Genomic DNA, 22,727 nt, shown 5'->3' on the forward strand with positions numbered 1-22,727 from the left:
AGGCAACCATGAAAGGCGATTTTTCACGCAACACCTTCAACCCGGAAAATCCGTACCACAGCGTGCGGCTGCAACAAGGGCGCATCTTGCTGGATGCGGATTGGAACGAGCAGGCGGACCTGCTGAATCTGCGCCACGCCGCCGCCATGCGCCACCTCATCGGGGCGCATGGCGGCCTCGGCGATAGCTTTCGCATCGCTCTGGCCGAGTCGGATGGGGCGGACGAGGCGGCTGAAGGACAACGGCCGTTGCCAGATCTGCTCGTCCATCCCGGTGAGTATTACGTTGGCGGTTATCTAAGTCAGCTAAACGGAGACGCCCCCATTCCGCTGGCGCAGCAACCCGCGCAGCCCGACTGGCAAGCGCATTTGGCTGAAACTTTGGGAGAACACAACGCCGCCATCGTTTATCTGACCGTTTGGGAGCAGCATCTGACAGCTTTGGAAGAACCGGCCCTGGCCGAACCGGCGTTGGGCGGTGCGGATACGACGACGCGCAGCCAATTGGTCTGGCAAATCCGGCTGCTACCATTGGCGGAGACGCCCGCAGAAGATGCGGCGCTGGAATCGCTGCCAGATTGGTCGGCGCTGACGCAGCGCGACAGACCGACGCTGACGGTGAAACGAGGGTATGCCAGTGAGAACCGCCTGTATCGCCTGGAAATTCACAGCGTAGAGGGTGATGATGTCACCTGGAAATGGTCGCGCCACAACGGGGCCAGCGCCTACCGCCTGACAAATCTGGAGCCAGACGCATCTATGAAGAACCTACGCGCTACCGTCGGCCGCGCCTGGATGGGCAGCGTGAACCTGACCCGTGAGATGGCGTTGGAGTTGAGCTGCGCGGCGTGGGAGTTAAACGGCCGTTCTGGTATCCCCGCCCGATTGCTTTCCACCCCGGACAGCGGCCCGCAGCCGGCGCTTGATCTGCAACTATTCAGCCCCATCGCTCCGGCCGACTGGCCCTTGCTGGAAGCAGGGGCGACGCTGCGCCAATGGGACCATCGGGTTAAGGAAGGGAACGGTATGCTGCCCTTGAAGCCGGGGGCGTTGACTGAGTTGGAACAGGGGATGATGGTGACGTTTGCGGAGAACGGCCGTTATCAGCCGGGCGACTATTGGCAAATTCCGGTGCGCATTGGCGATGCCGTTGGCGAAACTGTCCAGGTTCCCTGGCAGGGGCCGTGGCGCGTTTACGCCCCCCTGGCCCTGCTCTATGAGGCTGATGGCTGGCGGATTCGTGACGGCCGTCGGGTGTATGAAAACCCGGCCGCCCTATTTGCCCGGCTTGCCCGGCTGCAAACCGCTCTAGCCGCCACCGGGCAAGCCCTGGACGATCTTCGTCGTAAAACAGAGGAAGAACACGAGACACAAGAGGAAGCAATCACTTTGTTACAAGGCCAATTGGCTGACTTGAGCGCCCAACTCAACGAAGTTGCCGGGCGCCCAAGCAGCCGTGATAGCCGAGCCTATCGCTCGCAAACAGCCCTGGATATGGGCGAGGTTGTGTCCCATTCCAGCACAAGCGACGACGCCATCGTTCGCGCCACTCGCGCCCAGTCGCCGATTGGGGTGGTGGCCTTGCGCCCCGATGGTTTGGGTCCTGACCAGTATGAGGTGGTCTTGTCTGGGCCAGCATTGTGCCGGGTTCATGGCGCAGTCCGCCCTGGCGATTTGTTAGCGATGAGTGAAAAGGCAGGGCATTTAGCGCCTGCTTCCCGCTGGACCATCTGGTTTCAGCCGGAGCGCATTTTTGCGCGGGCGATAGACATGACGACGACTTCTGAAAGCGGCCTTATTTACGTTTATGTGCTGCCCTCTACACGCCGTCGTGGTTAATCTGACTAACTGACCTGGCTGGTGGCCGTTTCTCCCCACAAGCCTCACCATCCCCCGTTAAACCATGCCCAGCAGTCTCTGAACAAACCGGCTATATGTCAACTCATCTCTCCCCGCCCAAACCACACACCTACGCCCAGAGAGCGCGTCAAGCCCGTCGCTCCCGCTCCGGGCAAAAGCTAAAAAAGCTCTCGATTTAGTCGAGAGCTTTTTATTTTCTGCACGCCACACCCGCTGCGGGTTCCACCCTGAGTCGCTCCCGTCAACTCTTTAACGAAATTGAGACAAACAAGCCAACAAGCCTCTAGCCAATCCAGGTGAATTGCAGCACAATAGAATGAAAGCAATGGGTCTCCACTTTAATGGGTCATGACGGCACGGCTGTCATTGAAAAACGCTATGCACGTTCTCCATCTTCACTGGCTCACGCCAACAACACCAGAGGAAAACGGCCGTTGTCCCCACCCCACCCCTCAGCGAATCGCTGGCCGCCTTCTGGCAAATCGGCCCGCAGATTGACAGCTTCATCTGTCGGGGTAGGTGAGGTGGCGGGGAACGGCCGTTGCCACCATGCAGACCAACCGGCCTGCCTTATCATCTCCTCGCCCAGGCAAGCGGTATAGCTCAGGTGCAGTTTGCCACCCGGCAGAGGCAGCGCCAGGCGGTGGGTACGGCCGTCTGGCACCAGACGCCGCAGCATATCCACCCAGGTTGTATACTTGAGTGATCCGACAACTTGCTGAAGGCTTTGTGGTGATGGGGCATGACTCACTCCAGATACATCGCGGCGGCGGCAAAGGCATCCTCGGGTATTCCGAAGAAGTTTCCATCTGGGAAAACGGACAGTTCGTATTTCTCATTGCTGTAGGTGTAGAAAGCAAAGCCCCATTTATCCCCGCCAAAGTAGCGCAAGCGGCAAAGATGCGTAGGTGTATTGCGCAGCCGCTCTATCGTTTCTTCGCGTGTTTCCGGCCAATCTGCTGGCGGCCAGCCATCGGCGATAAATGGTTCGGTGTAGGCATCAATGTAGCAAAACTGACCGCGAAAGCGGATGTCCAGGCGGGTGTATTTCCCGGCATAGTTTTCGGCGGCAAATTTTTCGATGCGCTGGGTCACTTCTCGTTTTTTGTTTTCGGGAATCTTTATCCCACCGGAATCCGGGTCAAATATCCATTGTTTTTGAGCCATGTCACGTTCTCCTTGTCTGTGAGTGAATCCAAGTGTGGCTCAATTATAGAACGGAATCATGATGTGGCGATAACGGCCGTTTCTCCCCTAATCATCTATCCACCTTTGTCGAATCGTTGTTTCACTTACTCCTTTATGCTATCCTATTTAGAGCAAGTTTAGAGGGGAAATAGCCGCCAAACCAGACATTATTTCACTGGAATTCCCGCATAATTGCAACTTCACCATCACATCTCGTTTACTCTACAAAATCGCTCATCATGGCCAGACTCGAAGACTTAAAACCAGGCGTACAAGTTCGGGGAATCTTACCAGACCAGGCTGTCACGTTGGTGGATGTTACCTGGCATGGCGCCGCCGCCATCGAAATTATCTACAAACGCGCCGACGGCCGTCCTGGCAACCAACTCCTCTACCGCAGCGACGAACCCGGCCTGACCCTCAGCCAAACCAAACAGAAATGGGCCTTTACTGCCGATGGCGAGACCTTTCGTCTGGTAGCTGAAGCATTTCGCATCCACCTGGCTCATCTTTTTGACCCGGTGCTGGCTGTGCATACCTCTGTTGTGGAACCGCTACCGCACCAGATAACGGCCGTTTACGGGGAAATGCTCTCGCGCCAACCCCTGCGTTATTTATTGGCGGATGATCCCGGTTCTGGCAAAACCATCATGGCCGGGCTGCTCATCAAAGAACTCATCGTGCGTGGCGACGTGCGCCGCTGCCTCATCTGTGTCCCCGGCAGCCTCGCTGGACAGTGGCAAGATGAATTGTGGTCTAAATTTCAGACCCACTTCGACATTCTCACCCGTGAAGACATCGAAGCTTCTGTTAGCGGCAATCCCTTTGAAGAAAAAAACCGGCTCATCATCCGGCTGGATCAAGTGGCTCGCAGCGAAGAACTACAAGCCAAACTCAGCCGCACAGATTGGGATATGGTTGTCGTGGATGAAGCGCACAAAATGTCCGCTTCCTTCTGGGGCGGCGAGATGAAAGTCACCAAGCGCTACCGATTGGGCGAACTGCTGGGCCGCATCAGCCGCCACTTCTTGCTCATGACCGCTACTCCCCACAACGGCAAAGAAGAAGATTTTCAGATGTTCCTGCGCCTTATTGACCCCGACCGTTTTGAAGGTCGTTTCCGGGAAGGGGTGCATGAGGTGGATGTGTCCGACATTATGCGCCGCATGATCAAAGAGGATCTGCGCCGTTTTGACGGCCGTCCCCTTTTCCCCGAGCGCCGCGCCTATACTGTCAACTATCAACTTTCTACACCTGAGCAAGCCTTGTACGACAGTGTCACCGACTACGTGCGCACCCAATTTAACCGCGCTGAAAAGTTATTGGACGATAAACGAAAGGGTACTATTGGTTTTGCCCTGACCGTTTTGCAGCGGCGATTGGCTTCTTCCCCTGAAGCAATCTATCAATCATTGCGCCGTCGCCGCGAACGGCTGGAAAAGCGGCTGCAAGAAGTTAAATCCCTGGTCGGAGCGCCAGCTTCTAGCTGGCAGCCAGACAACCAACTCCCGCTTTTCGACGACGAAGATTGGGATGATTTTGATGAGGCTCCCGCTGAAGAAGCGGAAATCTTGGAAGAGTTGGTCATGGATGCCGCTACGGCGGCGCTTACGGCTGCCGAATTGCAAGAGGAAATCTCCCTTCTGCATGGGCTGGAAGGGCAAGCCTTCCGGGTGCGGCAAAGCGGCACGGATCGCAAATGGGAGCAGTTAGCCACAATTATTCAAGATGATGAACACATGGTGGACACAGAGGGCAACCGGCGCAAACTGGTCATCTTTACCGAACACCGCGATACCCTGCGCTACCTGCAAGAACGCATTACCACGCTCTTTGGCCGGGATGAGCACATTGTCCATATTGATGGTGGTCTCAGACGTGAAGACCGGCGGGTGATCGAAGACCGTTTTCGTAATGACCCGGATGTTCATTTTCTGTTAGCCACCGATGCGGCCGGAGAAGGCATTAACTTGCAGCGGGCGCATTTGATGATCAACTACGATCTGCCCTGGAACCCTAACCGCTTGGAGCAGCGCTTTGGCCGGATCCACCGTATCGGCCAGACAGAAGTCTGTCATCTTTGGAATCTGGTCGCCGCTGGCACCCGTGAAGGGTATGTCTATGAACGACTGCTGCGAAAATTGGAAACGGAAAGCCAGGCGCTAAACGGCCGTGTCTTCGACATCCTGGGCCAATTGTTTGAGCAAACGCCTTTGCGCAAACTGCTCATGGATGCCGTTTTATACGGAGATCGCCCCGACGTGCGTGCCCAGTTAGACAAGGCCGTTGATAATGCCGTAGACCGTGACCATGTGCGCAGCTTGCTGGAAACGCGCTCTCTGGTCGCCCAAACCCTCGATCTCAGCCAGATTGAGCGTATCCGGGCCGACATGGAACGTTACGCCGCCCGCCGTTTGCAGCCTCACTACATTCAAGCCTTTTTCTTGCAAGCCTTCCAATCGTTGGGGGGCGCTATCAAGGAGCGTGAGGCGGGGCGTTACCGCATCACCCATGTTCCTGCCGCCATTCGAGAGCGGGCGCAGGCACTGGGCAAAGGGCTGCCTGTCTTGAGGCAATATGAACGGGTCTGTTTTGACAAGGAGCTTATTGGCGTCTCTGGCAAACCATTGGCCCAATTTATTTGCCCCGGCCATCCCTTGTTGGACACGGCGATTGAGATGGTTTTGGACAAACATCGCCCATCGCTGCGGGAAGGTTCGGTGCTAATCGACGCCACCGATCCTGGTCAGGAGCCGCGTGTGTTGTTTTTCCTGGAACAAACCATCCGTGATGCCGCCCAACGCCCTATTTCGCAAGAGGTTCATTTTGTGGAAATTGATGAAGCTGGGGGCATCCGTGCCGGAGGCAGCGCGCCGTATCTGGACTATCGCCCTGCCACCCCTGAAGAATTGGCTCAAATTCGCAGCCGCCACTTGAGCGGACAAACAGCGGCAGCCGTGACAACAAACCTGGATGCACAAGTGATTAGTTATGCCATCGAACAGTTGATTCCCCAACATCTGGAACGGGTACGATCCCGCCGTGAGGAATTGATTGATAAAACCCTCCATGCCGTGCAGGAACGACTGACCAAGGAGATTAACCATTGGGATGCCCGCGCCGCTGTCCTACGCCGCCAGGAACGAGAAGGTAAACCCAATGCCCGCCTCAATTCAGCGTTGGCACAGCAGCGGGCCGATGATCTGTCGGCTCGGCTGAAGCGGCGCAAGGAGGAACTGGCTCTGGAACGGCAGCTATCTGCCGCGCCGCCGGTGTTGGTGGGTGGGGTATTGGTGGCGCCTGTTGGCTTGCTGCTAGGCGAGCGCACGCCGCCAGACTTGCTGGACACGCGCATCACGGAAGCCATTGCTGTGAAAGCGGTGTTGGCAGTGGAAATCGACCTGGGCAATCACCCCCAGGATGTGGGCAGCCAGAATCTGGGTTATGACATTGAAAGTTTTGATCCGCAAACGGGGCGTCTTCGTTTTATCGAAGTGAAAGGGCGTAAAGCCGGGGCCAAAACCGTCACCATCACCAAAAACGAAATCCTGACAGGCATCAACAGCGCCGACCAGTTTATTCTGGCGTTGGTGGAAGTGGAAAATGGGCAGGCCAAACCACCCCGTTACGTGCGCCATCCCTTCCAAAAAGAACCGGATTTTGGCGTTACCAGCGTCAACTACAACCTCGCGGATCTGTTGGCCGTCAGCCATGCGCCGGGCAGCAGCACGCTGCTGCCATAGAATCGGCAACCGTGATTGGCTTACTTTGTGTTACAATACATACTACAATACATATTGTTGGAACGTGAGCAGTAAATGAAAATGGAGCGCCGGCTGCCCCATTGCTGAGTGCAAACCCGTCGCTGCGGTATCCTTGCCGCGCTATGGGCTGTAGGCTGGCGAGGATTGGAATCCTCGGCCACTTTATACGAGGAGATGACCCATGCAAAAAATCATTGGCGTCACAGAAATGCAGCGCAACTTCCGCGCCGTATTTGACGAAGTTGCCAACGAAAATACCCCATACGTTCTTACCCGTGGCAGCCGTCCTGAGGTGGCTCTCATTCCTTACGAAACCTTTTTACAGCTTATGCAGTGGCAGGAGCAGGAGGTTTTCAGCCGATTCGACCGTTTAGCCGCCAGCATTGCCGCCGCCAATGAAGGCTACACGGAAGAAGAAGTGCAGGCGGATGTCGCCGAAGCCCTGGCCGCAGTGCGTAAACAGGCATAAACAACCATGCGCATCGTTGCCGACACCAACGTCCTGGTCAGCGCCGCCATCAAACCTAACGGCCGTTTTGCCATCCATTTGCGTCAGGGCACATTTCAGTTGTTGGTCAGCGATGCCGTGTTGGATGAGATGATCGACGTGCTCAATCGCCCGCGCTTGCGGCGTAAATATAACCTGACCCCACAGTACATTCATCTCTACTTACACCTGATTCGGCTGCGCTCCGACTACGTCACGCCGACCGAGACCATCACTGCCTGCCGTGATGCGAAAGATAACAAATTTTTGGAACTGGCCGCTGCCGGTCAGGCCGATCTCTTAGTCACCAATGATGCTGACCTGCTTGCTCTGCATCCCTTTCGCCAGACACCGATCATAGACAGTGCTGGTTTTGTAATGATTCTGGATGCCAACGAGTGATCAAAGGGGAATGAACAAGGCGCGTGTTGCATAGTGCAACCAATGCGATTAAAATGCAGGATAAACGGAGCGCCTGCTGCCAGCAGGCAAGTGAGCAACCTATGCCAACCTTACATGTACGTAATGTGCCGGAAGCACTCTATGACCGATTGCGCGAGCGAGCGCAGGAACGCAACCGCTCCTTGAGCGCGGAAGTGCTGATCCTGCTCGATTTTGCCCTGGATGAAAGTGAAGATACCCAAACCGAACTGCTAGACAGCATTCGCCGCCGCCGTTTTTATAACCCGGCAGCGGTGGGTGCGCCGGACAGCGGCAGTTTACTGCGTGAGGATCGCGCACGGTAATGGACAGTGGCCTGGTGGGTGATTGCGTGGTGGATGCCAGTGTGGGCATCAAGCTGTTTTTGCTAGAAGACGGCTCGGAGGCGGTTGACCACCTGTTTGCGCAGTTGGGCGCGGATCCCCCCGCCCGTTTTTATGTGCCAGATCTGTTTTTTGTGGAATGCGGCAATATCTTGTGGAAATACGTGCGCAATTTTGGCTATGACGCCGCCAGCGCCCGGCAGGATGTGGCTGATTTGCAAGCACTGCGCCTGCAAACTGTCTCCACGGCTGATTTACTGACGCCCGCTTTTGAACTCGCTTTGCAATATGACCTGACGGCGTATGACGCTTGTTATGCCGCTTTAGCCCAACAGCTATCCCTGCCATTGATAACAGCCGACAAGCCGCTGATGCGTAAACTGGCAGCGAGTGGCATGCGCCGGGTTGACGCTCCCCCCGCTTATCCTGAAAGGCTGGGAGCCTCTTTTGGTCGGCGCTTCGCCGGGTTGGCGCGCCCCGGCAAAATTGGGTGCTGGGAACCCCAGTCGCCCTTACCCGGAAGCCATCAAGCCCCAGCGCCCGTGAGAAATCGATACGGCATGGGCACCCCAGCACGCTGCATTTATGGTGGGCGCGTCGCCCATTAGCCGCTGCCCGCGCGGTGATTTTTACTTCGCTGGTGGATGACCCCGGCCATGACCCCAACGCCCCGCCCGCTTTTTTGAAAGGTGCAGGCGGCCGGAATTGCCGAAGGGCAAGAATGCCAGCGGAATTGACGCTGCGGGCAATTCCGCCGACACACCGCGCCAGCGGCTGTTTGACTTTATCGAGCGGCTGGTGACGTGGGAGGCGACGACGGACGAGAAAATCCTGACGACGGCGCGGGAGCTGATTATGCTGGCGACGGACGGGAATCCGCCGCCGCTGCTGGATCCCTTTGCTGGGGGCGGCAGTATTCCCTTGGAGGCGCAGCGGTTGGGGTTGGAAGCCCACGCCAGCGACCTGAACCCGGTGGCGGTGATGATCAACAAGGCGCTGATTGAAATACCGCCCAAATTTGCCAACCAACCGCCCGTAAACCCGCGTGACCGGGCCAAAGTGGGGGGCACCAGCCAGTGGAAAGGGGCCGGCGGCCTGGCCGCCGACGTGCGCTACTACGGCGAATGGATGCGCGACAAAGCGTGGGAGCGAATAGGCCACCTCTACCCCACCTATGGAACGCCTGCTTCCAGCGGGCAAGGGCCAAGGATGTTGGCGGCGCTCCTGAGGGGGAGACGGTGATTGCCTGGCTGTGGGCGCGCACGGTGAAGTGTCCCAACCCGGCCTGCGGAGCGCAGATGCCGCTGGTGAGTTCTTTTGACTTGAGTAAAAAGAAGGGCAAAGAAACGTGGGTAGAACCGCAGATTGACCGGCAAAAGCGCACGGTGACTTTTACCGTGAAAAGCGGCAAAGGCAAAGCGCCGGAACCGCCAAAACAGGGGCGTGGCGCTAATTTCAAATGCCTTGTCTGTGGTGAAATTGCGCCGGATGCTTACGTAAAAAGCGAGGGTGTTGCCAAACGTATGGGTACAAAGTTGATGACAATTGTCACCGAAGGGAAAAACGGCCGTAACTACCATGCTCCCACCCAAGACCATGAAAAAACAGCCGCGCAAGCCATACCAGAGTGGGCGCCTCAGGGTGAACTTCCCGGCAACGCCCGCTGGTTTTCACCGCCGCTATTCGGTATGACAGAATATGCCGACCTCTTCACCCCCCGCCAACTCGCCGCCCTGACCACCTTTAGCGACCTGGTGGCCGAAGCCCGCGCCCAAATCCTAGCGGACGCTCAGGCCGTTTTGCCAGATGATGATACGCCGTTAAGGGAAAACGGCCGTGGCCCCCGTGCCTACGCCGAAGCCGTCAGCGTTTATCTCACATTTGGCGTAAGCCGGCTTTCAGATCGGCAGTCAACAATTTGCAGTTGGGATATTGGATATACCAAGATTAGGAACACTTTTGCTCGACAAGCAATTCCTATGACATGGGATTATGCTGAGGGCAATCCTTTCAGTGAGTCAACAGGCAACTTTATCGACTTGTTAGGATGGATTCCAAAAGTTCTTGAATCTAATACATCAGTTATACCAGGATACGTTAACCAAGCTGACGCGACCAAACTAGAAAATTCAGTAGCTATTCCTATTTCAACTGACCCACCATACTATGACAATATCGGCTATGCGGATTTATCCGACTATTTCTATGCTTGGTTGCGGCCCAGTTTGCGTGATGTATTTCCAGATGTTTTTGGGACGATGCTTGTACCTAAAAAACCAGAATTAATAGCATCTTCTTACCGCTTTAACGGCAGTGCGAATGCAGCAAATGAGCATTTTGAAACGGGCTTAATGCAGGCATTCTCCAAAATGCGGCAAATTATTCCGCCAGAATATCCTTTGACCGTTTATTACGCTTTTAAGCAGCAAGAAATTGTGGTGGAAGAAGGCACAGCCAGCACCGGTTGGGAAACAATGCTTAACGGCCTCATCGAAACAGGTTTTGCCATCGTGGGCACATGGCCTATGCGTACTGAACTCAGCAACCGCATGGTTGCCAGCGGTACCAACGCCCTCGCTTCCTCCATCGTCCTCGTCTGCCGCCCGCGCCCGGATGATGCGCCTATCACCAGCCGCCGTGAATTCGTCAACACCCTGCGTCAGGAATTACCCGCCGCCCTGCGCGAAATGCTGTCCGGCAACATCGCCCCTGTAGACTTAGCGCAAGCCTCCATTGGCCCTGGCATGGCTGTCTACAGCCGTTACAGCCAGGTGCTGGAACCCAACGGCGACCGTCTCGCCGTGCGCGCCGCCTTGCAGCTCATCAACCAGGTACTGGACGAATACCTGGCCGAAACCGAAGGCGACCTGGACGCCGATTCCCGCTTTGCTGTCGCCTGGTTCGAGCAGTTCGGCTTCAAGTCCGGCGAATTTGGCGTCGCCGACGTCCTGGCCCGCGCCAAAAACACCTCGGTCGATGGCCTGGTCAACGCCGGTGTCATCGCCTCCGGCGCAGGCAAAGTGCGCCTGCTCACCTGGGAAGAGTTGGATCCCGGTTGGGACCCGGCCACCGACAAACGCGCCACCGTCTGGGAAGCCACCCACCACCTCATCGAACGGCTCAACATCCACGGCGAAGAAGGGGCAGCCCTGCTGCTGGCAAAAATGTCCCCCGAACTGGCCGCCGACGCCCGCCAACTCGCCTACCGCCTCTACGCCATCTGCGAGCGCAAAGGCTGGGCCGACCACGCCCGCGATTACAACGCCCTGGTCATCTCCTGGTCATCCAGCCAGGAACGCGCCGCCGAGGTAAAACAGACGTACCAGCAAAGGAGACTTATCGAATAGGAGCGCGGGCATCCCTGCCCGCAACCTGGCAAGCAAGGATGCTTGCGCTCCAGCAGAGCGTGGGCATCCCTGCCCGCAACCTGGCCTTGCTCGCCCTGCAAGCTGCGCTCGGGCAACCGCGGCGCCGGCATCCCTGCCCGCACCTGGCAAGCAAGGGGCGCGCTCAGCAGAGCGTGGGCTCCTGCCCGACCTGGCAAGCAGGAGCTGCGCTCAGCATCCCTGCCCGCCTGGCAAGCAGTGCGCTGCGTGGGCATCCCTGCCAACCGGCAACAAGATGCTTGCGCTCCAGCAGGGGGCATCCCTGCCCGCAACCTGGCAGCAAGAATGCGCGCTCCCGAGCGCGGGCACCCTGCCCGCAACCGGCAAGGATGCTTGCGCTCCTTAGAGGAGAGGAAAGATGGCACAACATAAAGGTTGGCACTCACGAGGTTACTTGCCACACTTCGATGCACCAGGCATCATTCAAGGTATCACCTTTCGGTTGTATGATGCTTTGCCGGCCCGGGTGATCCAGGCATTGGTTCATGATAAAGTGACAATGAATGATAGCCAGAGGCGCACTCGTATTGAGGAATATCTTAACGCAGGCTATGGCGCTTGTTATTTGCGTGATCCACGTATTGCATCGCTGGTAGAAAAGGTATTTTTCTATTTTGACAATGAATGTTATCGGCTGCTGGCCTGGGTTATTATGCCTAATCATGTGCATGTTCTGATTGAGTTGTATGAAGGATTTCCGATGGGTCAAGTTTTGCACAGTTGGAAATCATATATCGCTTTGGAAGCAAACAAGATATTGGGGCGTAAAGGTGATTTTTGGTTTGAGGATTATTTTGACCGGTATATTCGGGATGAGCGGCATTATTTCAATGTTGTGCGCTACATTCACGAAAACCCGGTGAAAGCTGGCCTGGTAGAGAAAGCGGAAGATTGGGAATTTAGCAGCGCGAAATTATGGAGCGCAGGCAGCCTGCCTGCGTAAGAAGGCGAGCAGGGATGCTCGCGCTCCGTAGGAGGAAGACATGGCACTCAGCAATAGAGAACGAGTTGGACGGGTACTGGAAACATTAAAGGAAGGGTTGGCTCCTTTTGCCGTGCGTGAATGCCGTATGGTTTACAAGGGTGATTTTGCCCGTGAAATTGATGCGGCATTGACGAGTAATGCTTATGAACTGCCCCGTAACGCTTTCCAAGACGCCGATACGCTCATCAACAGCCTGGATGTCCACAACGTTTTGAACTTGATGTGGCGGCGCTGGAATGAAGTTTTCCAAGACAAGTTGGGGCACACGGGACGCAGTTACGTCAGTGAAATGATGCAGGCGCGGAACGATTGGGCACATCAAAAGCCGTTCAGCAACGATGCCGCCTACCGCATGGCCGATACCGCCAGTCGTTTACTCAAGATGGTCAGTGCCGGTGAGCAAGCGGCTCAGGTGGAACAAATTGCCCATGAGCTGCTGCGGCTGCGCTTTCAAACCGATGCCAAAAAAGCCAAGGAAGAAGCAGAAGGCCAGAAAACTGTGGAAACAACGACACTGGCCGGATTGAAGCCCTGGCGAGACGTAATCAGCCCACATCGTGATGTCGCAAACGGCCGTTACCTGCAAGCCGAATTCGCCGCTGACCTGTCACAAGTGCTGGCCGGTACCGCCGAAGCCGAATACCAGGATCCGGTCGAATTCTTCCGCCGCACCTATCTCACCGAAGGTCTGCTAAATATGCTGGTCACCGGTGTGCAGCGCCTGACTTCGCAGAGCGGCGATCCGGTGGTGCAGTTGCAAACAGCGTTTGGCGGTGGCAAGACCCATTCCATGTTGGCGCTCTATCATTTGTGCGGCGGCAAAATCAAATTAAGTGATTTTGCTGGTGGCGAAAGTATTGGTAAGGGCATCAATCATGTAGATTTACCAGACGCCAATCGTGCGGTACTGGTGGGCACGGCCCTCGATCCGGCGCGCCCCCATGAATACCCGGATGCCACCGTCCATACCTTGTGGGGAGAACTGGCCTACCAGCTTGGTGGGGCAAAAGGGTACGCCATCGTCTCACAGGCTGACCTAAAGGGCGTGAGTCCCAACTCCAACACCCTGACAGAACTGCTGGATACATTTGGCCCTTGTCTGATTATGATTGACGAGTTCGTGGCCTATGCCCGCAACATCTACAAAGTAGACGGGCTGCCTTCGGGTTCTTTTGATTCTGTCACCACCTTCATTCAGGCGCTTACCGAAGCGGTGCGCCGTGCCCCCGATTCAATGCTGCTTATCTCCTTGCCAGAATCAGATATTGAAGTGGGCGGCGAAGCGGGCAAAGAAGCGCTGAACCGGCTGGCCCACATCGTGGGTCGGATTGAGTCGGTGTGGAAGCCGGTGACAGCCACGGAGAGCTTTGAAATCGTGCGCCGCCGCCTCTTCGCCAGCGAGGTGGATTATGCGGCGCGGGATGCCGTTTTGCAGGCGTTTAGCAGTATGTACCGCAACAGTGCCGGAGAGTTTCCCTCTGGCGTGGCTGAACGGGACTATTATGACCGCATGGTGGCGGCATATCCCATCCATCCTGAATTGTTTGATCGGCTTTATCAAGACTGGTCAACGCTGGAGCGGTTCCAACGTACTCGTGGCGTGCTGCGCTTGATGGCGGGTGTCATTCATCAGCTATGGACACGAAATGATGCCTCGCTGCTTGTTATGCCCGGTACGATTCCTTTAGCCGCTACGCCGGTGCGCAATGAACTGCTGCGCTACTTACCGGATACGTGGACGGCCGTTTTCGACAAAGATGTGGATGGTCCCGAGTCGCTCCCCCACCAAATTGACGGGGATGTACCAATGCTTGGTCGTTATTCTGCCGCCCGGAGGGTGGCGCGTACAGTTTTTGTGGGCAGTGCGCCTTCAGTGGCTGGTCAGCGGGTGCGTGGTCTCGAAGAAATTAGAGTGCGTCTGGGCTGTGCGCAACCGGGGGAGCCAACGGCCGTTTTTGGCGATGCCTTACGCCGTATGAGCAGCCAATTAACCTATCTTTACGGCGATGGCAGCCGCTACTGGTACGACACCAGGCCTACGGTGAACCGGCTGGCACATGATCGCGCCCAAGGAATCCCCATAGAAGAAGTGCGGGCAGAGATGGTGGTGCGGTTGAAGAAAGCGCCCAAAAACCGAGAGTTTGCCGCCTTCCATGTGGCCCCCCCTGACAGCGGCGACGTGGCAGACGAAGCCCGCGCCCGTATTGTCGTTTTACCTCCAGAGGCGACTTACAAGCGGAGCAATGGGCAAAGTCAGGCTGTCCAGACGGCTCAGGCTATCCTGGAAAGCCGTGGTAACGGGCAGCGCCATTACAAGAACATGCTAGTTTTTGTGGCGCCAGATGATAATGGGCTGGAAGGGTTAGAAAATGCCACCCGTGAATTTTTAGCCTGGCAATCCATCCAAAATGAGGGGGAGCAACTGAACCTGGACGCGCAGCAGCGCCGACAGGTAAAGAATAGTTTGGACAAGGGGGATGAAACGGTAGAACTGCGCCTCCGCGAAGCGTATAGCTGGTTGTTAACGCCCGTGCAGCCAGACCCGTTGGGCAAGATTGAGTTCCAGGCCAACCGCATCAGCGGTGATGACAGCTTCTATGACCGTGCCGCACGCAAGTTGAAACAAGACGGGCTACTTATCAAGGAGTGGTCTCCCGACATCCTGCGTATGGAGCTGGATAAGTACATCTGGGGTGAAGGCAAAGGCTGGACGGTGGGACTGAAACAATTGTGGGAATATCTTGCTCAATATTGTTATCTGCCCCGCCTGATGAATCAGGATGTGCTGATTGAAGCGTTGCAGAGTGGCGTCCGTCGCCTTGATGCCCCATTTGCTTATGCCACTGGTGTCAATGCGGAAGGCTACCATACGGGTCTGGTTTTCCAATCACCCGGCCAAATTTATTTTGATGATCAGAGTATCTTGATTCATCCTGATCATGCCAAAGAACCGCCGCCGCCGCCACCCAAACCTGGCACAGGGCCGTTACCACCCAAGCCTAGAACTGACCGGAAACCAGGTGATGATTTTGTCCCGCCACCACCTGAACCGAAAGCAACTACCCGTTATTACGGCCGTGTCGAGTTGGATCCGCAGCGTGTGAACCGGGAGATGGGCTTGATTGTGGAAGAGGTCATTGAACGTTTAACAAGTATCGTTGGCTGTGACGTGGAGATTTCAGTTGAAATCAACGCCAGGATGCCAGATGGGTTTGACGAGGGGACGATTCGCACGGTAAGCGAAAACAGCCGCACGTTGAAGTTTAGGCATTATGGGTTTGAAGAGGATTAAAAGATGGATCAACCCCGACCTCCAGATAGACGACCCCACCTTACAGCGCCATCTTGCGGAATATGAATTGACGCCTGACCCCGTTACGCTTGCCACAGCTCTGGATTATCGCACCGGTCGAAAACTGCCATCCTGGGGACTGACCGATTTCACGTTCATAAAGGACGACCCGGCAATGGGTAACACAGCGCTGTTATTAACGGCGTTTACCTATTACGCGCACACCGAAGGCAGGTTCGCCAATTGGCTGGCGTTAAAGCATCATGGCCCCACCCTCCCTGCTGCAAACATTGATTCAGATATTCCAGGTTCGGCTCAGGCCAATTGGGCTGATTCAAATACCACCACAAATCATAAACGTCACGCCCTTTGAGATAATCGCGCTGCAAAAGAGCGCTCAGTTTTCCGGCCAGAAGCGTGGCCGGATCATGGTGCTGCAAATTGAGGGGGACATATTTGTCTAATGGAGTCGTCGTTAAGCGCGCATGTGATGGTGGATTGGTATCTACACAGTGTGGATTGCCAGAAGTTTGGTTGGCGCAGACGCAACAAGTGTTCGCAGATACGCTTTCATAATGGTTCGTATTCGCCTGCTTCACGTCGAGCAGCCGTTGCCATCACCGCTAAAAATCCATCGCCGTCAATGACATCTTCCACAAGTCGGTGAACACGCGGGTCCATCGTCAACAAAGAAATGCACTGCTGCCCCCCCGGAATCACAATTCCGCAGACGTGGGTTGTCTGGGCAGCTGCCTCTAGCGAATAATCGGGTTCAATAACCAGACCATGCGCTCCTCTCACCGTCCCGCTGATTAATCCCACTAAGGCGAATTCCGAGAAATAATCGAGTGAAAGTTCGATGTATTTCGGAATTCGCTTGAGGCATTTTCGGATTGAAGGCTTATTTATTATTCCGAAAATGCCATAATGAATTGATAGCGCTCTTGTCACAGCCAACCGCACCCTGGTGTGAAGACCTCATCATCACCCTGGCGCGCCACTTTTGGCCGGACATAGCCGACACCTTTCCGTTTCCGCAGTGGGTGACCCAGGTAAAACAAATGTTGAAGGAACGGCCGTTTCTCCTATTGACAAGGTTAGCCACCTTTTACTAAAATGTTGGCAAATCGGTTTGTAATACAGACCGGTTTGAAGGAATATTGTTATGGCACGAATGGTTGAAGAGTACGTCAAACACACTTACCGTTACTTTTATGAAGATGGACTCGTCGAAATTGCTGTGGGCCTGCTGATGGTTGTTGTGGGAGCCGCGCTGTTTTCCTGGCAATACGTAGCTTCTTCGCTATTTAGAGTGATGATCTTAGTTGTAATTTTACCCGCTTCGATCATTGGCGGTATGTTTCTGGTCAGGCGGTTTGTCCATAAGGCAAAAGAGCGTGTCACGTATGTGCGCACTGGGTATGTATCCTTTCGGGAAGGGGAGCCAACAGGCAGTCGCTTATTTCCGTTGCTGTCCGCACTCGTTCTGCTGGTCGCTGTATTCTTTCTCCCAGAAGTCTTTTCCAGGTTGCAGTTTGCCATAGGCTATTTTTTGGTCGTTTTTCTCAGTTACCTGGGTTTTCGACTTGGAGTGCGGCGCTTCTACGGCGTTGGTATTTTAGCTTTCCTGATGGGCATAGCTTCCACAATCATATTTGCTAGTGAAATAGAAGGCGCCGGGCTGACTATTACCGGCGCTGGTGTTTTTATCCTGTTGTCCGGAGTTCTTACCTTCTTCCACTATCTTCGACAGCATCCTGAGCCGGGGAATGAGCAAGCATGAGCGACGCAATTCAGAAGCTGTCGGAAATTGACACGAATATTCATCAACCAGCCCGTTTGATGATTGTTGCTATTCTTTCAGCTGTGGAAGAGGCCGACTTTTTGTACCTATTACAACGCACTGGTCTGACGAAGGGAAACCTTTCTTCGCACCTCTCGCGATTAGAAAAAGTGGGCTACGTCCATGTCGAAAAGAGTTTTGTTGGGAAAATAACGCGTACGATATGCCGGCTTACGGATGAAGGGCGAGAAGCTCTGGAAGCGTACGGAGAGCAGATAAAAGCTGTCTTATGAAACAGATGTAAACTGGTAGAACTGTCTATATCGTTGTGCCATGCTGGCTCTCATTCTCAGCGACCGCCGCACCAAGCAGGAAGCGGGCAAAAAGGGGTAGTTTCATGATCAAAACTGTAAATCTTACTCGTCTATATGGATCTTTGGCCGCGGTGAAGGACCTGAACTTGACGACAAAGCCAGGCGAGGTATTTGGCTTTCTTGGACCTAACGGCGCTGGCAAAACCACTACAATTCGCATGATTGTTGGGCTTCTTCGCCCCTCCTCTGGCACAGTTGTTGTGGCTGATCATGATATTCAAACCGATCCTTTGGCTGTAAAACGTTCTGTAGGTTACCTGGCCCAAACACCCCTTTTGTACGATAGACTGACTGGCCGGGAGTTTCTGCGTTTTATGGGCGGTCTCTATGGTCTTGATGAGGAAACTATAGCGGCTCGCACAGATCGCTTGTTGGCGCTGACAGAACTCTCTGCCGATGCAGATCGCCTTATAGAGGGTTATTCTGGTGGTATGCGGCATAAGATTGGGCTTTGCGGCAGTTTGATCCATGAGCCGCCCGTGCTGGTGCTTGATGAGCCTCTGACCGGACTTGACCCGCTCAGTGCTAGGCGCGTCAAACAACTGCTGCGCCAGCTCAGCCAGCAAGGATGCACAGTTTTCTTGTCAACCCATGTTTTGGAGGTGGCAGAACGTGTCTGTGACCGCGTTGGGATTCTGGATAAAGGGCGGTTGATCACGGTAGGCACCATTGAAGCTTTGCGTGCCCAGGCTCAATCCAGTACCGAATCCACGTTGGAAGATCTCTTTATTCAACTTACAGGCGGTGAAACGACCGCCGAAATGGTTTACATGTTAGCGTAGAGGGGAAGGGTACATGATCTGGCAAATTCTGCGTCCGCATTATTGGATTCTTGATCGTAAGGTTCGAGCGACCCGGCCCATCGTCATCATTGCGCCTCTTTTGCTCGTGTTGTGGGGCGGAGAGTGGCTTTACAATAACGCAGTGAGCCAGTACTTGGGGCTTCTTAATTCTGAGCAAGCGGCAACGGCCGTTGCTACTTCCCTTCCCATTGGACTTTTCTTAATTCTGGCATTCTCTATTCTGGGGTTTGGCGATGTCTTGCACCAACTGTACCAGGCCACAGATATTGAATTGCTCATGGTTGCTCCAATTCCTAAGTCAATTATCTTCTTGGTCAAGTTAATTCAGTGCAGCCGGGCGCCGCTCATACCAGCCTTAAGTTTAGGGGCATCTCTGGCATTGTTGGGTTTGGCACGAAATGCTCCGGTGAGTTATTTCTTGCTTATCGTATTGTTGACTTTGCTGATCGTGATTATGGCAACGGCCGTTGTCATGATTTTAGCTGTCTTGCTTGCTCGCTGGCTGCCTGCCCAAAGAACGCGCTTTTGGATGCCTTTATTTGTCGCGCTTTTGACGCTCCTTATGATGCTGGGGCAGCAGTCGGCAACACAATGGTTTCTAAATCAGGTGAAGCTGATCACATTTTTTACCGATGCGTTATTCAACCTACAGAAACTGAGCCTGCTTCTGGTTGGGCTTGGCGGGATGACTGTTGTTATTAGTCTTGGCGCGTTGGGGATCTTTGTCTCATATTTTCACGAGAGTTGGAATCGGTACCGACTAGTGCCCACCGATCAGGCGGCAGTGTCTTGGGTTGAGCGTCGCCTCAAAAGAGTTCCCGGTTCAGCGACCTGGCTGCCGTCGCCCATGCGGTTTATCTGGGGTAAAGAATGGCTAGAAATGAGGCGAAATCCTCGCGGTCTGCTAAACCTGATGCAGCCGCTTGTGTTGGTTGCCGCCACGCTCATACTTTTCCTTGGTGCGGGAAAGGGAGCCGACGTTTTGCTCCCGCTCAGTTTTTATACAATCCTTGCGTTTCTTGCTCTATTCCTGACTATGCAGCCCATTGGCACGGCCCTAATGTCGGTGGCCCAAGAGGGACGCAACATTGCTTTGTTTCAGAGTACACCCGTCTCAATGAAGGCCATGCTTCAGGGAAAGTTCTGGGCTACCTGGATACCGGTGGCTTTGTCCTGGGTAGTTGTTCTTATTGCAGCAGGTGTGTGGCTGCACTTTCCAGTTTGGCAAACGGCCGTACTTGTGGGAACGGCCGTTTGGGGATTGGCTGGAGCTTCGGCAGCAACAATGGCGGTTGGTGGACTAATGGTTGACTTCTTGGCCGATGATTTAAGACAACGAACATCCCCGTTGGTAAACTACCTGGTAATGGGATTGAACGCCATTTTTGTGCTCTTGACGATCGTCACCTCCATCTGGCTTATTGTTCATCTGTTTCCAGACAGTCTGGCTGTACTCATTATACGGGGACTGGCTGACATTTCGGTTGTGGGGTGGATTTTCTCGAACGACTTGAGAATTCCACTCAGTTTGGTTGCTGGTCAACTAATCTTTTGGCTGGGGCTAAAACTGCTGTGGGCCGCCGCCGCTCGTCGCCTTGAAGGATGGGAAGCAGGTTGAAGGAAATAAACGAGATTACCTGCGTAGGCAGCAATTCTCAATTTGCCCTGGTGTGATAGTAGGGGCGGGACGGCGCGGACGGGTAACAGCCGCAGCGAACGCCATTTTCCCGCGCCGTCTCGCCCAATGGGACCCAAAGAGGGGCGAGACAGGCGGGAGGCCAGGTATTGGTGATTGGCAAAAATGTTGCCCCGCCTGTCCCGCCCCTACGGCTGGATTGCAAAATGAGAACCGCTGATATAAAGGCTTTGCGGCCCGGATTGAGTACAGCGACGAAGACCAATGCTTCGTCGGCCATATTGCCGCTATTCAAGGTGTGGTCGGCTTTCATGGCGAGTCGGTCTCCGAGCTACGCGCCGCCTTTGAGGCGGGCCTGGAGAAGTGCGCCAGACTGAACCGCCCGCCGCAGAAACCCTATTCCGGCAAGCTGATGCTGCGCATCCCACCCGACATTCATGCGGCCGTGGCTATGGCTGCTGAGGTGAGCGGGAAGAGCATCAACCAATGAGCCGCCGAGCGGTTTGCCGACGCTGTGCAGTCGCAACGCTGTTGTTGGCCGACGGAAAAGCGGTTTGCCCTTCCGTCTGAAAAGTGTTCTCTGGTCAGACGGCCGTTGATCGTCAACGATACCCCCACAACGTTTCACATCCCGGCCATCTCCGCCAGATGACGGTTAATAGCCCGTCTAAACAGAAGTGAAATCAGCCAGACTAAGGGGCGGGTTAGGGGTCGTACAGGGTACATGGCAAAACTGCGCCTGACAGCAGTTCCTTGTGGGACCGTTTTCAGGCGCCATTCTTCCGTAAAGTGAGACGCCAGACGACTGAGCGGCGGAGTAAATTCATGCAGCTTCATCGCCACTTCCTCACCGGGAACCCACCGGTAGATTTCTTCCACGTGGCCTGATCCGTCGGTGTTACGCACACGAATGCGCGACCCGATCATGTCTTCGGTGCGGTTTTCATAGACGGCGCTTTGGATACCGGGCAAAAAACCGTAACCGGCGAATTGGCTCCAGGCGTCCACATCGGCAATCGCCGTACAGATTTCTTCTCTCGTGCGGGGAATGAGCGTATGGCATTGAAAGGTAATCGGTTTCATCTCTGTTTTCCGTGATTACGCATCAGCCTCAAACAGCACTTCCACCAGCGGACTACCCGCGACCAACTCTTCCACCGATTTGACCTGGCGGTGATACCAGCCCATCTCCGGCGCGGACAGAATCCGCCGCCGCTCGTCGGCATCGGCGATGAATCGCGCCTGCGCCGGTAAATCGGCGCGCAGCGATTCTTTCAGGTGAAAGGTGAAGCGGGGATTGTGCCGCAGGTTGGCGTACCAGTCGCGGGTTCCGGGAGTGCCGGTGATGTAGATACGGCCGTCTACCTGTCGAAACCAGATTTCCATCCGTCGTGGCTGCCCGCTCTGGCGACCGATGGTGGTGATGTCTATGGTGCTGTCGGTCTGTAAAGCGCGGCGGATTTTGTCATCTATCATTGCTTACGCTCCTTTCATTGGTGGGTCAGGTACCAGTATTCAGGGTTCCAGGTTGCCATAGGCCGCAAAACGCAGCGCGGTGGGCAAAGGTTGTAATGGTTATCACACGGTGATTCTAACACGGCCGTTAGCCCTCATCACCACCTCTTCCCAGGCACGGCCGTCAATCTCGTGGGCTTCATTGTGGGCGGCCAGGGCGATGTAGGTGATAAGTTCGGCCAGACCATGCGTGAGAGGGTAGACGGCCGTTCCCAGGGCATATCCACATCCGGTTCCGCTTCCACCCAGAGAAACGCTTTATTGTCGGGCAAGTTGGTGGCGAGGGCAACGGCCGTTTGCTTAATCTCCGTCGCCAACTCCACCACCCGGCGCGCCTCGGTCAGGTTTTGCTCGTCCAGCAGTTTGCGCAGTTGTTCGCCCAGGCGACGGTTCGATTCGATGATTTTGGCCGCGGCGTCAATCAGGCTGCGCTTCAGACGGTGCAGGCGGATGGTTTGGGCGGGGTCTAGCTGTTGCAAGTCGGGGAGTTGGTAACCGGATGGCTTTCTTGTAACGCTTCCAGATAGGCGGTGAGGTGTTCGATGAGTTCCGTGTGCCGAATGGTAACGCGCTGTTTGAGTTTGAACTGAGCAACCAGGAAGCTGAGAATGAGCGGCGCCTTCTGGCTTTGCAGCAGTTTCACCGCCGCCGATTGGCGTAACGTGGCATAGAGTTCATCGTGGTGCATGAGGGGATTGTAAGGGATACGGCCGTTCCATGAAAAGCCAGGGGAATGATGGCCCCGGCGTTTTGCAAACTTTGCAAAATCCGCATTTGCAGATATTCGCGCACAACCGTTCGTTGCGCTTCCGGGGTAAATGTCTGATCAATTTGCGCTTTCAGATAGGGAATCACAAGCTGGTTGACTGACAAATCTCAGATTTTCACCGC

The 22,727-nt window shown here is 55.0% G+C and carries 23 protein-coding genes and 1 pseudogene; 15 read left to right on the forward strand and 9 right to left on the reverse strand.

The window, feature by feature from the left end; all coding sequences use genetic code 11:
* Positions 1–8 precede the first annotated feature (8 nt).
* Complete coding sequence (locus tag IPM39_19740) at positions 9–1,838, forward strand: hypothetical protein (protein ID MBK8988268.1); 1,830 nt, start codon at positions 9–11, stop codon at positions 1,836–1,838.
* 424 nt (positions 1,839–2,262) lie between these two features.
* Here the strand turns inward: IPM39_19740 and IPM39_19745 are convergent, their stop codons facing one another.
* On the reverse strand, positions 2,263–2,538 hold the full coding sequence (locus IPM39_19745) for a hypothetical protein (protein ID MBK8988269.1): 276 nt from the start codon (positions 2,536–2,538) through the stop codon (positions 2,263–2,265).
* A gap of 68 nt (positions 2,539–2,606) precedes the next feature.
* Positions 2,607–3,026 carry a hypothetical protein gene (locus IPM39_19750; GenBank protein ID MBK8988270.1) on the reverse strand — a complete coding sequence of 140 codons (420 nt, stop codon included), beginning with the start codon at positions 3,024–3,026 and terminating at the stop codon, positions 2,607–2,609.
* 260 nt (positions 3,027–3,286) lie between these two features.
* Here IPM39_19750 and IPM39_19755 point away from each other — a divergent pair, with 260 nt between their 5' ends.
* The 8 genes and pseudogenes from IPM39_19755 to IPM39_19790 all read left to right on the forward strand — a co-directional run bounded on the left by IPM39_19755 (position 3,287) and on the right by IPM39_19790 (position 15,725).
* A complete protein-coding gene (locus IPM39_19755) occupies positions 3,287–6,790 on the forward strand; it encodes a DUF3883 domain-containing protein (protein MBK8988271.1) in 3,504 nt (1,167 codons plus the stop codon).
* A 202-nt stretch (positions 6,791–6,992) separates the two neighbouring features.
* Positions 6,993–7,280, forward strand: a complete 288-nt coding sequence (locus IPM39_19760) for a type II toxin-antitoxin system Phd/YefM family antitoxin (GenBank protein MBK8988272.1) — start codon at positions 6,993–6,995, stop codon at positions 7,278–7,280.
* A gap of 6 nt (positions 7,281–7,286) precedes the next feature.
* Entirely contained in the window at positions 7,287–7,700 is a 414-nt protein-coding gene (locus IPM39_19765; GenBank protein MBK8988273.1) for a putative toxin-antitoxin system toxin component, PIN family, read from the forward strand.
* A gap of 101 nt (positions 7,701–7,801) precedes the next feature.
* Positions 7,802–8,044: a hypothetical protein gene (locus IPM39_19770; protein MBK8988274.1), complete on the forward strand. Its 243-nt coding sequence runs from the start codon at positions 7,802–7,804 to the stop codon at positions 8,042–8,044.
* Positions 8,044–8,670, forward strand: coding sequence for a type II toxin-antitoxin system VapC family toxin (locus tag IPM39_19775; protein ID MBK8988275.1), 627 nt, complete (start codon positions 8,044–8,046; stop codon positions 8,668–8,670). Before IPM39_19770 ends, IPM39_19775 begins: the two co-directional genes overlap by 1 nt.
* Positions 8,553–11,409, forward strand: a pseudogene (locus IPM39_19780) (DUF1156 domain-containing protein). The gene IPM39_19775 and the pseudogene IPM39_19780 overlap by 118 nt, the downstream one beginning before the upstream one ends.
* A 397-nt stretch (positions 11,410–11,806) precedes the next feature.
* Complete coding sequence (locus IPM39_19785; protein MBK8988276.1) at positions 11,807–12,391, forward strand: transposase; 585 nt, start codon at positions 11,807–11,809, stop codon at positions 12,389–12,391.
* A gap of 40 nt (positions 12,392–12,431) precedes the next feature.
* Entirely contained in the window at positions 12,432–15,725 is a 3,294-nt protein-coding gene (locus IPM39_19790) for a DUF499 domain-containing protein (protein MBK8988277.1), read from the forward strand.
* 206 nt (positions 15,726–15,931) lie between these two features.
* Here IPM39_19790 and IPM39_19795 read toward each other — a convergent pair whose 3' ends face one another.
* Positions 15,932–16,324 carry a nucleotidyl transferase AbiEii/AbiGii toxin family protein gene (locus IPM39_19795; protein ID MBK8988278.1) on the reverse strand — a complete coding sequence of 131 codons (393 nt, stop codon included), beginning with the start codon at positions 16,322–16,324 and terminating at the stop codon, positions 15,932–15,934.
* A complete protein-coding gene (locus IPM39_19800; protein ID MBK8988279.1) occupies positions 16,296–16,676 on the reverse strand; it encodes a DJ-1/PfpI family protein in 381 nt (126 codons plus the stop codon). Before IPM39_19800 ends, IPM39_19795 begins: the two co-directional genes overlap by 29 nt.
* Here IPM39_19800 and IPM39_19805 point away from each other — a divergent pair.
* From IPM39_19805 to IPM39_19830, 6 genes are all read left to right on the forward strand, one after another.
* Entirely contained in the window at positions 16,670–16,840 is a 171-nt protein-coding gene (locus tag IPM39_19805) for a hypothetical protein (GenBank protein MBK8988280.1), read from the forward strand. The genes IPM39_19800 and IPM39_19805 overlap by 7 nt on opposite strands.
* A gap of 50 nt (positions 16,841–16,890) precedes the next feature.
* Positions 16,891–17,508 carry a hypothetical protein gene (locus IPM39_19810; GenBank protein ID MBK8988281.1) on the forward strand — a complete coding sequence of 206 codons (618 nt, stop codon included), beginning with the start codon at positions 16,891–16,893 and terminating at the stop codon, positions 17,506–17,508.
* Positions 17,505–17,801, forward strand: coding sequence for a transcriptional regulator (locus IPM39_19815; protein ID MBK8988282.1), 297 nt, complete (start codon positions 17,505–17,507; stop codon positions 17,799–17,801). Before IPM39_19810 ends, IPM39_19815 begins: the two co-directional genes overlap by 4 nt.
* A gap of 104 nt (positions 17,802–17,905) precedes the next feature.
* Entirely contained in the window at positions 17,906–18,664 is a 759-nt protein-coding gene (locus tag IPM39_19820; protein MBK8988283.1) for an ABC transporter ATP-binding protein, read from the forward strand.
* 13 nt (positions 18,665–18,677) lie between these two features.
* Positions 18,678–20,303, forward strand: coding sequence for a hypothetical protein (locus tag IPM39_19825; GenBank protein MBK8988284.1), 1,626 nt, complete (start codon positions 18,678–18,680; stop codon positions 20,301–20,303).
* A gap of 259 nt (positions 20,304–20,562) precedes the next feature.
* Complete coding sequence (locus tag IPM39_19830; GenBank protein ID MBK8988285.1) at positions 20,563–20,811, forward strand: type II toxin-antitoxin system HicB family antitoxin; 249 nt, start codon at positions 20,563–20,565, stop codon at positions 20,809–20,811.
* A gap of 134 nt (positions 20,812–20,945) precedes the next feature.
* Here the strand turns inward: IPM39_19830 and IPM39_19835 are convergent, their stop codons facing one another.
* From IPM39_19835 to IPM39_19855, 5 genes are all read right to left on the reverse strand, one after another.
* Entirely contained in the window at positions 20,946–21,404 is a 459-nt protein-coding gene (locus IPM39_19835) for an SRPBCC family protein (GenBank protein ID MBK8988286.1), read from the reverse strand.
* A gap of 15 nt (positions 21,405–21,419) precedes the next feature.
* A complete protein-coding gene (locus tag IPM39_19840; protein ID MBK8988287.1) occupies positions 21,420–21,797 on the reverse strand; it encodes a nitroreductase family deazaflavin-dependent oxidoreductase in 378 nt (125 codons plus the stop codon).
* 137 nt (positions 21,798–21,934) lie between these two features.
* Positions 21,935–22,315: a DUF3375 family protein gene (locus IPM39_19845; protein ID MBK8988288.1), complete on the reverse strand. Its 381-nt coding sequence runs from the start codon at positions 22,313–22,315 to the stop codon at positions 21,935–21,937.
* Positions 22,303–22,479 carry a DUF3375 family protein gene (locus IPM39_19850; GenBank protein MBK8988289.1) on the reverse strand — a complete coding sequence of 59 codons (177 nt, stop codon included), beginning with the start codon at positions 22,477–22,479 and terminating at the stop codon, positions 22,303–22,305. The genes IPM39_19845 and IPM39_19850 overlap by 13 nt, the downstream gene beginning before the upstream one ends.
* Entirely contained in the window at positions 22,476–22,691 is a 216-nt protein-coding gene (locus IPM39_19855) for a hypothetical protein (protein ID MBK8988290.1), read from the reverse strand. Before IPM39_19855 ends, IPM39_19850 begins: the two co-directional genes overlap by 4 nt.
* Positions 22,692–22,727 lie beyond the last annotated feature (36 nt).

Source organism: Candidatus Leptovillus gracilis (genome assembly GCA_016716065.1).
Classification (GTDB): Bacteria; Chloroflexota; Anaerolineae; order Promineifilales; family Promineifilaceae; genus Leptovillus; species Leptovillus gracilis.

Bases quoted from the DNA above. Each gene is read 5' to 3' on its own strand.
- IPM39_19740 (MBK8988268.1), top strand. From the start codon at position 9: ATGAAAGGCGATTTTTCACGCAACACCTTCAACCCGGAAAATCCGTAC.
- IPM39_19745 (MBK8988269.1), bottom strand. From the start codon at position 2,538: ATGCTGCGGCGTCTGGTGCCAGACGGCCGTACCCACCGCCTGGCGCTG.
- IPM39_19750 (MBK8988270.1), bottom strand. From the start codon at position 3,026: ATGGCTCAAAAACAATGGATATTTGACCCGGATTCCGGTGGGATAAAG.
- IPM39_19755 (MBK8988271.1), top strand. From the start codon at position 3,287: ATGGCCAGACTCGAAGACTTAAAACCAGGCGTACAAGTTCGGGGAATC.
- IPM39_19760 (MBK8988272.1), top strand. From the start codon at position 6,993: ATGCAAAAAATCATTGGCGTCACAGAAATGCAGCGCAACTTCCGCGCC.
- IPM39_19765 (MBK8988273.1), top strand. From the start codon at position 7,287: ATGCGCATCGTTGCCGACACCAACGTCCTGGTCAGCGCCGCCATCAAA.
- IPM39_19770 (MBK8988274.1), top strand. From the start codon at position 7,802: ATGCCAACCTTACATGTACGTAATGTGCCGGAAGCACTCTATGACCGA.
- IPM39_19775 (MBK8988275.1), top strand. From the start codon at position 8,044: ATGGACAGTGGCCTGGTGGGTGATTGCGTGGTGGATGCCAGTGTGGGC.
- IPM39_19785 (MBK8988276.1), top strand. From the start codon at position 11,807: ATGGCACAACATAAAGGTTGGCACTCACGAGGTTACTTGCCACACTTC.
- IPM39_19790 (MBK8988277.1), top strand. From the start codon at position 12,432: ATGGCACTCAGCAATAGAGAACGAGTTGGACGGGTACTGGAAACATTA.
- IPM39_19810 (MBK8988281.1), top strand. From the start codon at position 16,891: ATGGCACGAATGGTTGAAGAGTACGTCAAACACACTTACCGTTACTTT.
- IPM39_19815 (MBK8988282.1), top strand. From the start codon at position 17,505: ATGAGCGACGCAATTCAGAAGCTGTCGGAAATTGACACGAATATTCAT.
- IPM39_19820 (MBK8988283.1), top strand. From the start codon at position 17,906: ATGATCAAAACTGTAAATCTTACTCGTCTATATGGATCTTTGGCCGCG.
- IPM39_19825 (MBK8988284.1), top strand. From the start codon at position 18,678: ATGATCTGGCAAATTCTGCGTCCGCATTATTGGATTCTTGATCGTAAG.
- IPM39_19835 (MBK8988286.1), bottom strand. From the start codon at position 21,404: ATGAAACCGATTACCTTTCAATGCCATACGCTCATTCCCCGCACGAGA.
- IPM39_19840 (MBK8988287.1), bottom strand. From the start codon at position 21,797: ATGATAGATGACAAAATCCGCCGCGCTTTACAGACCGACAGCACCATA.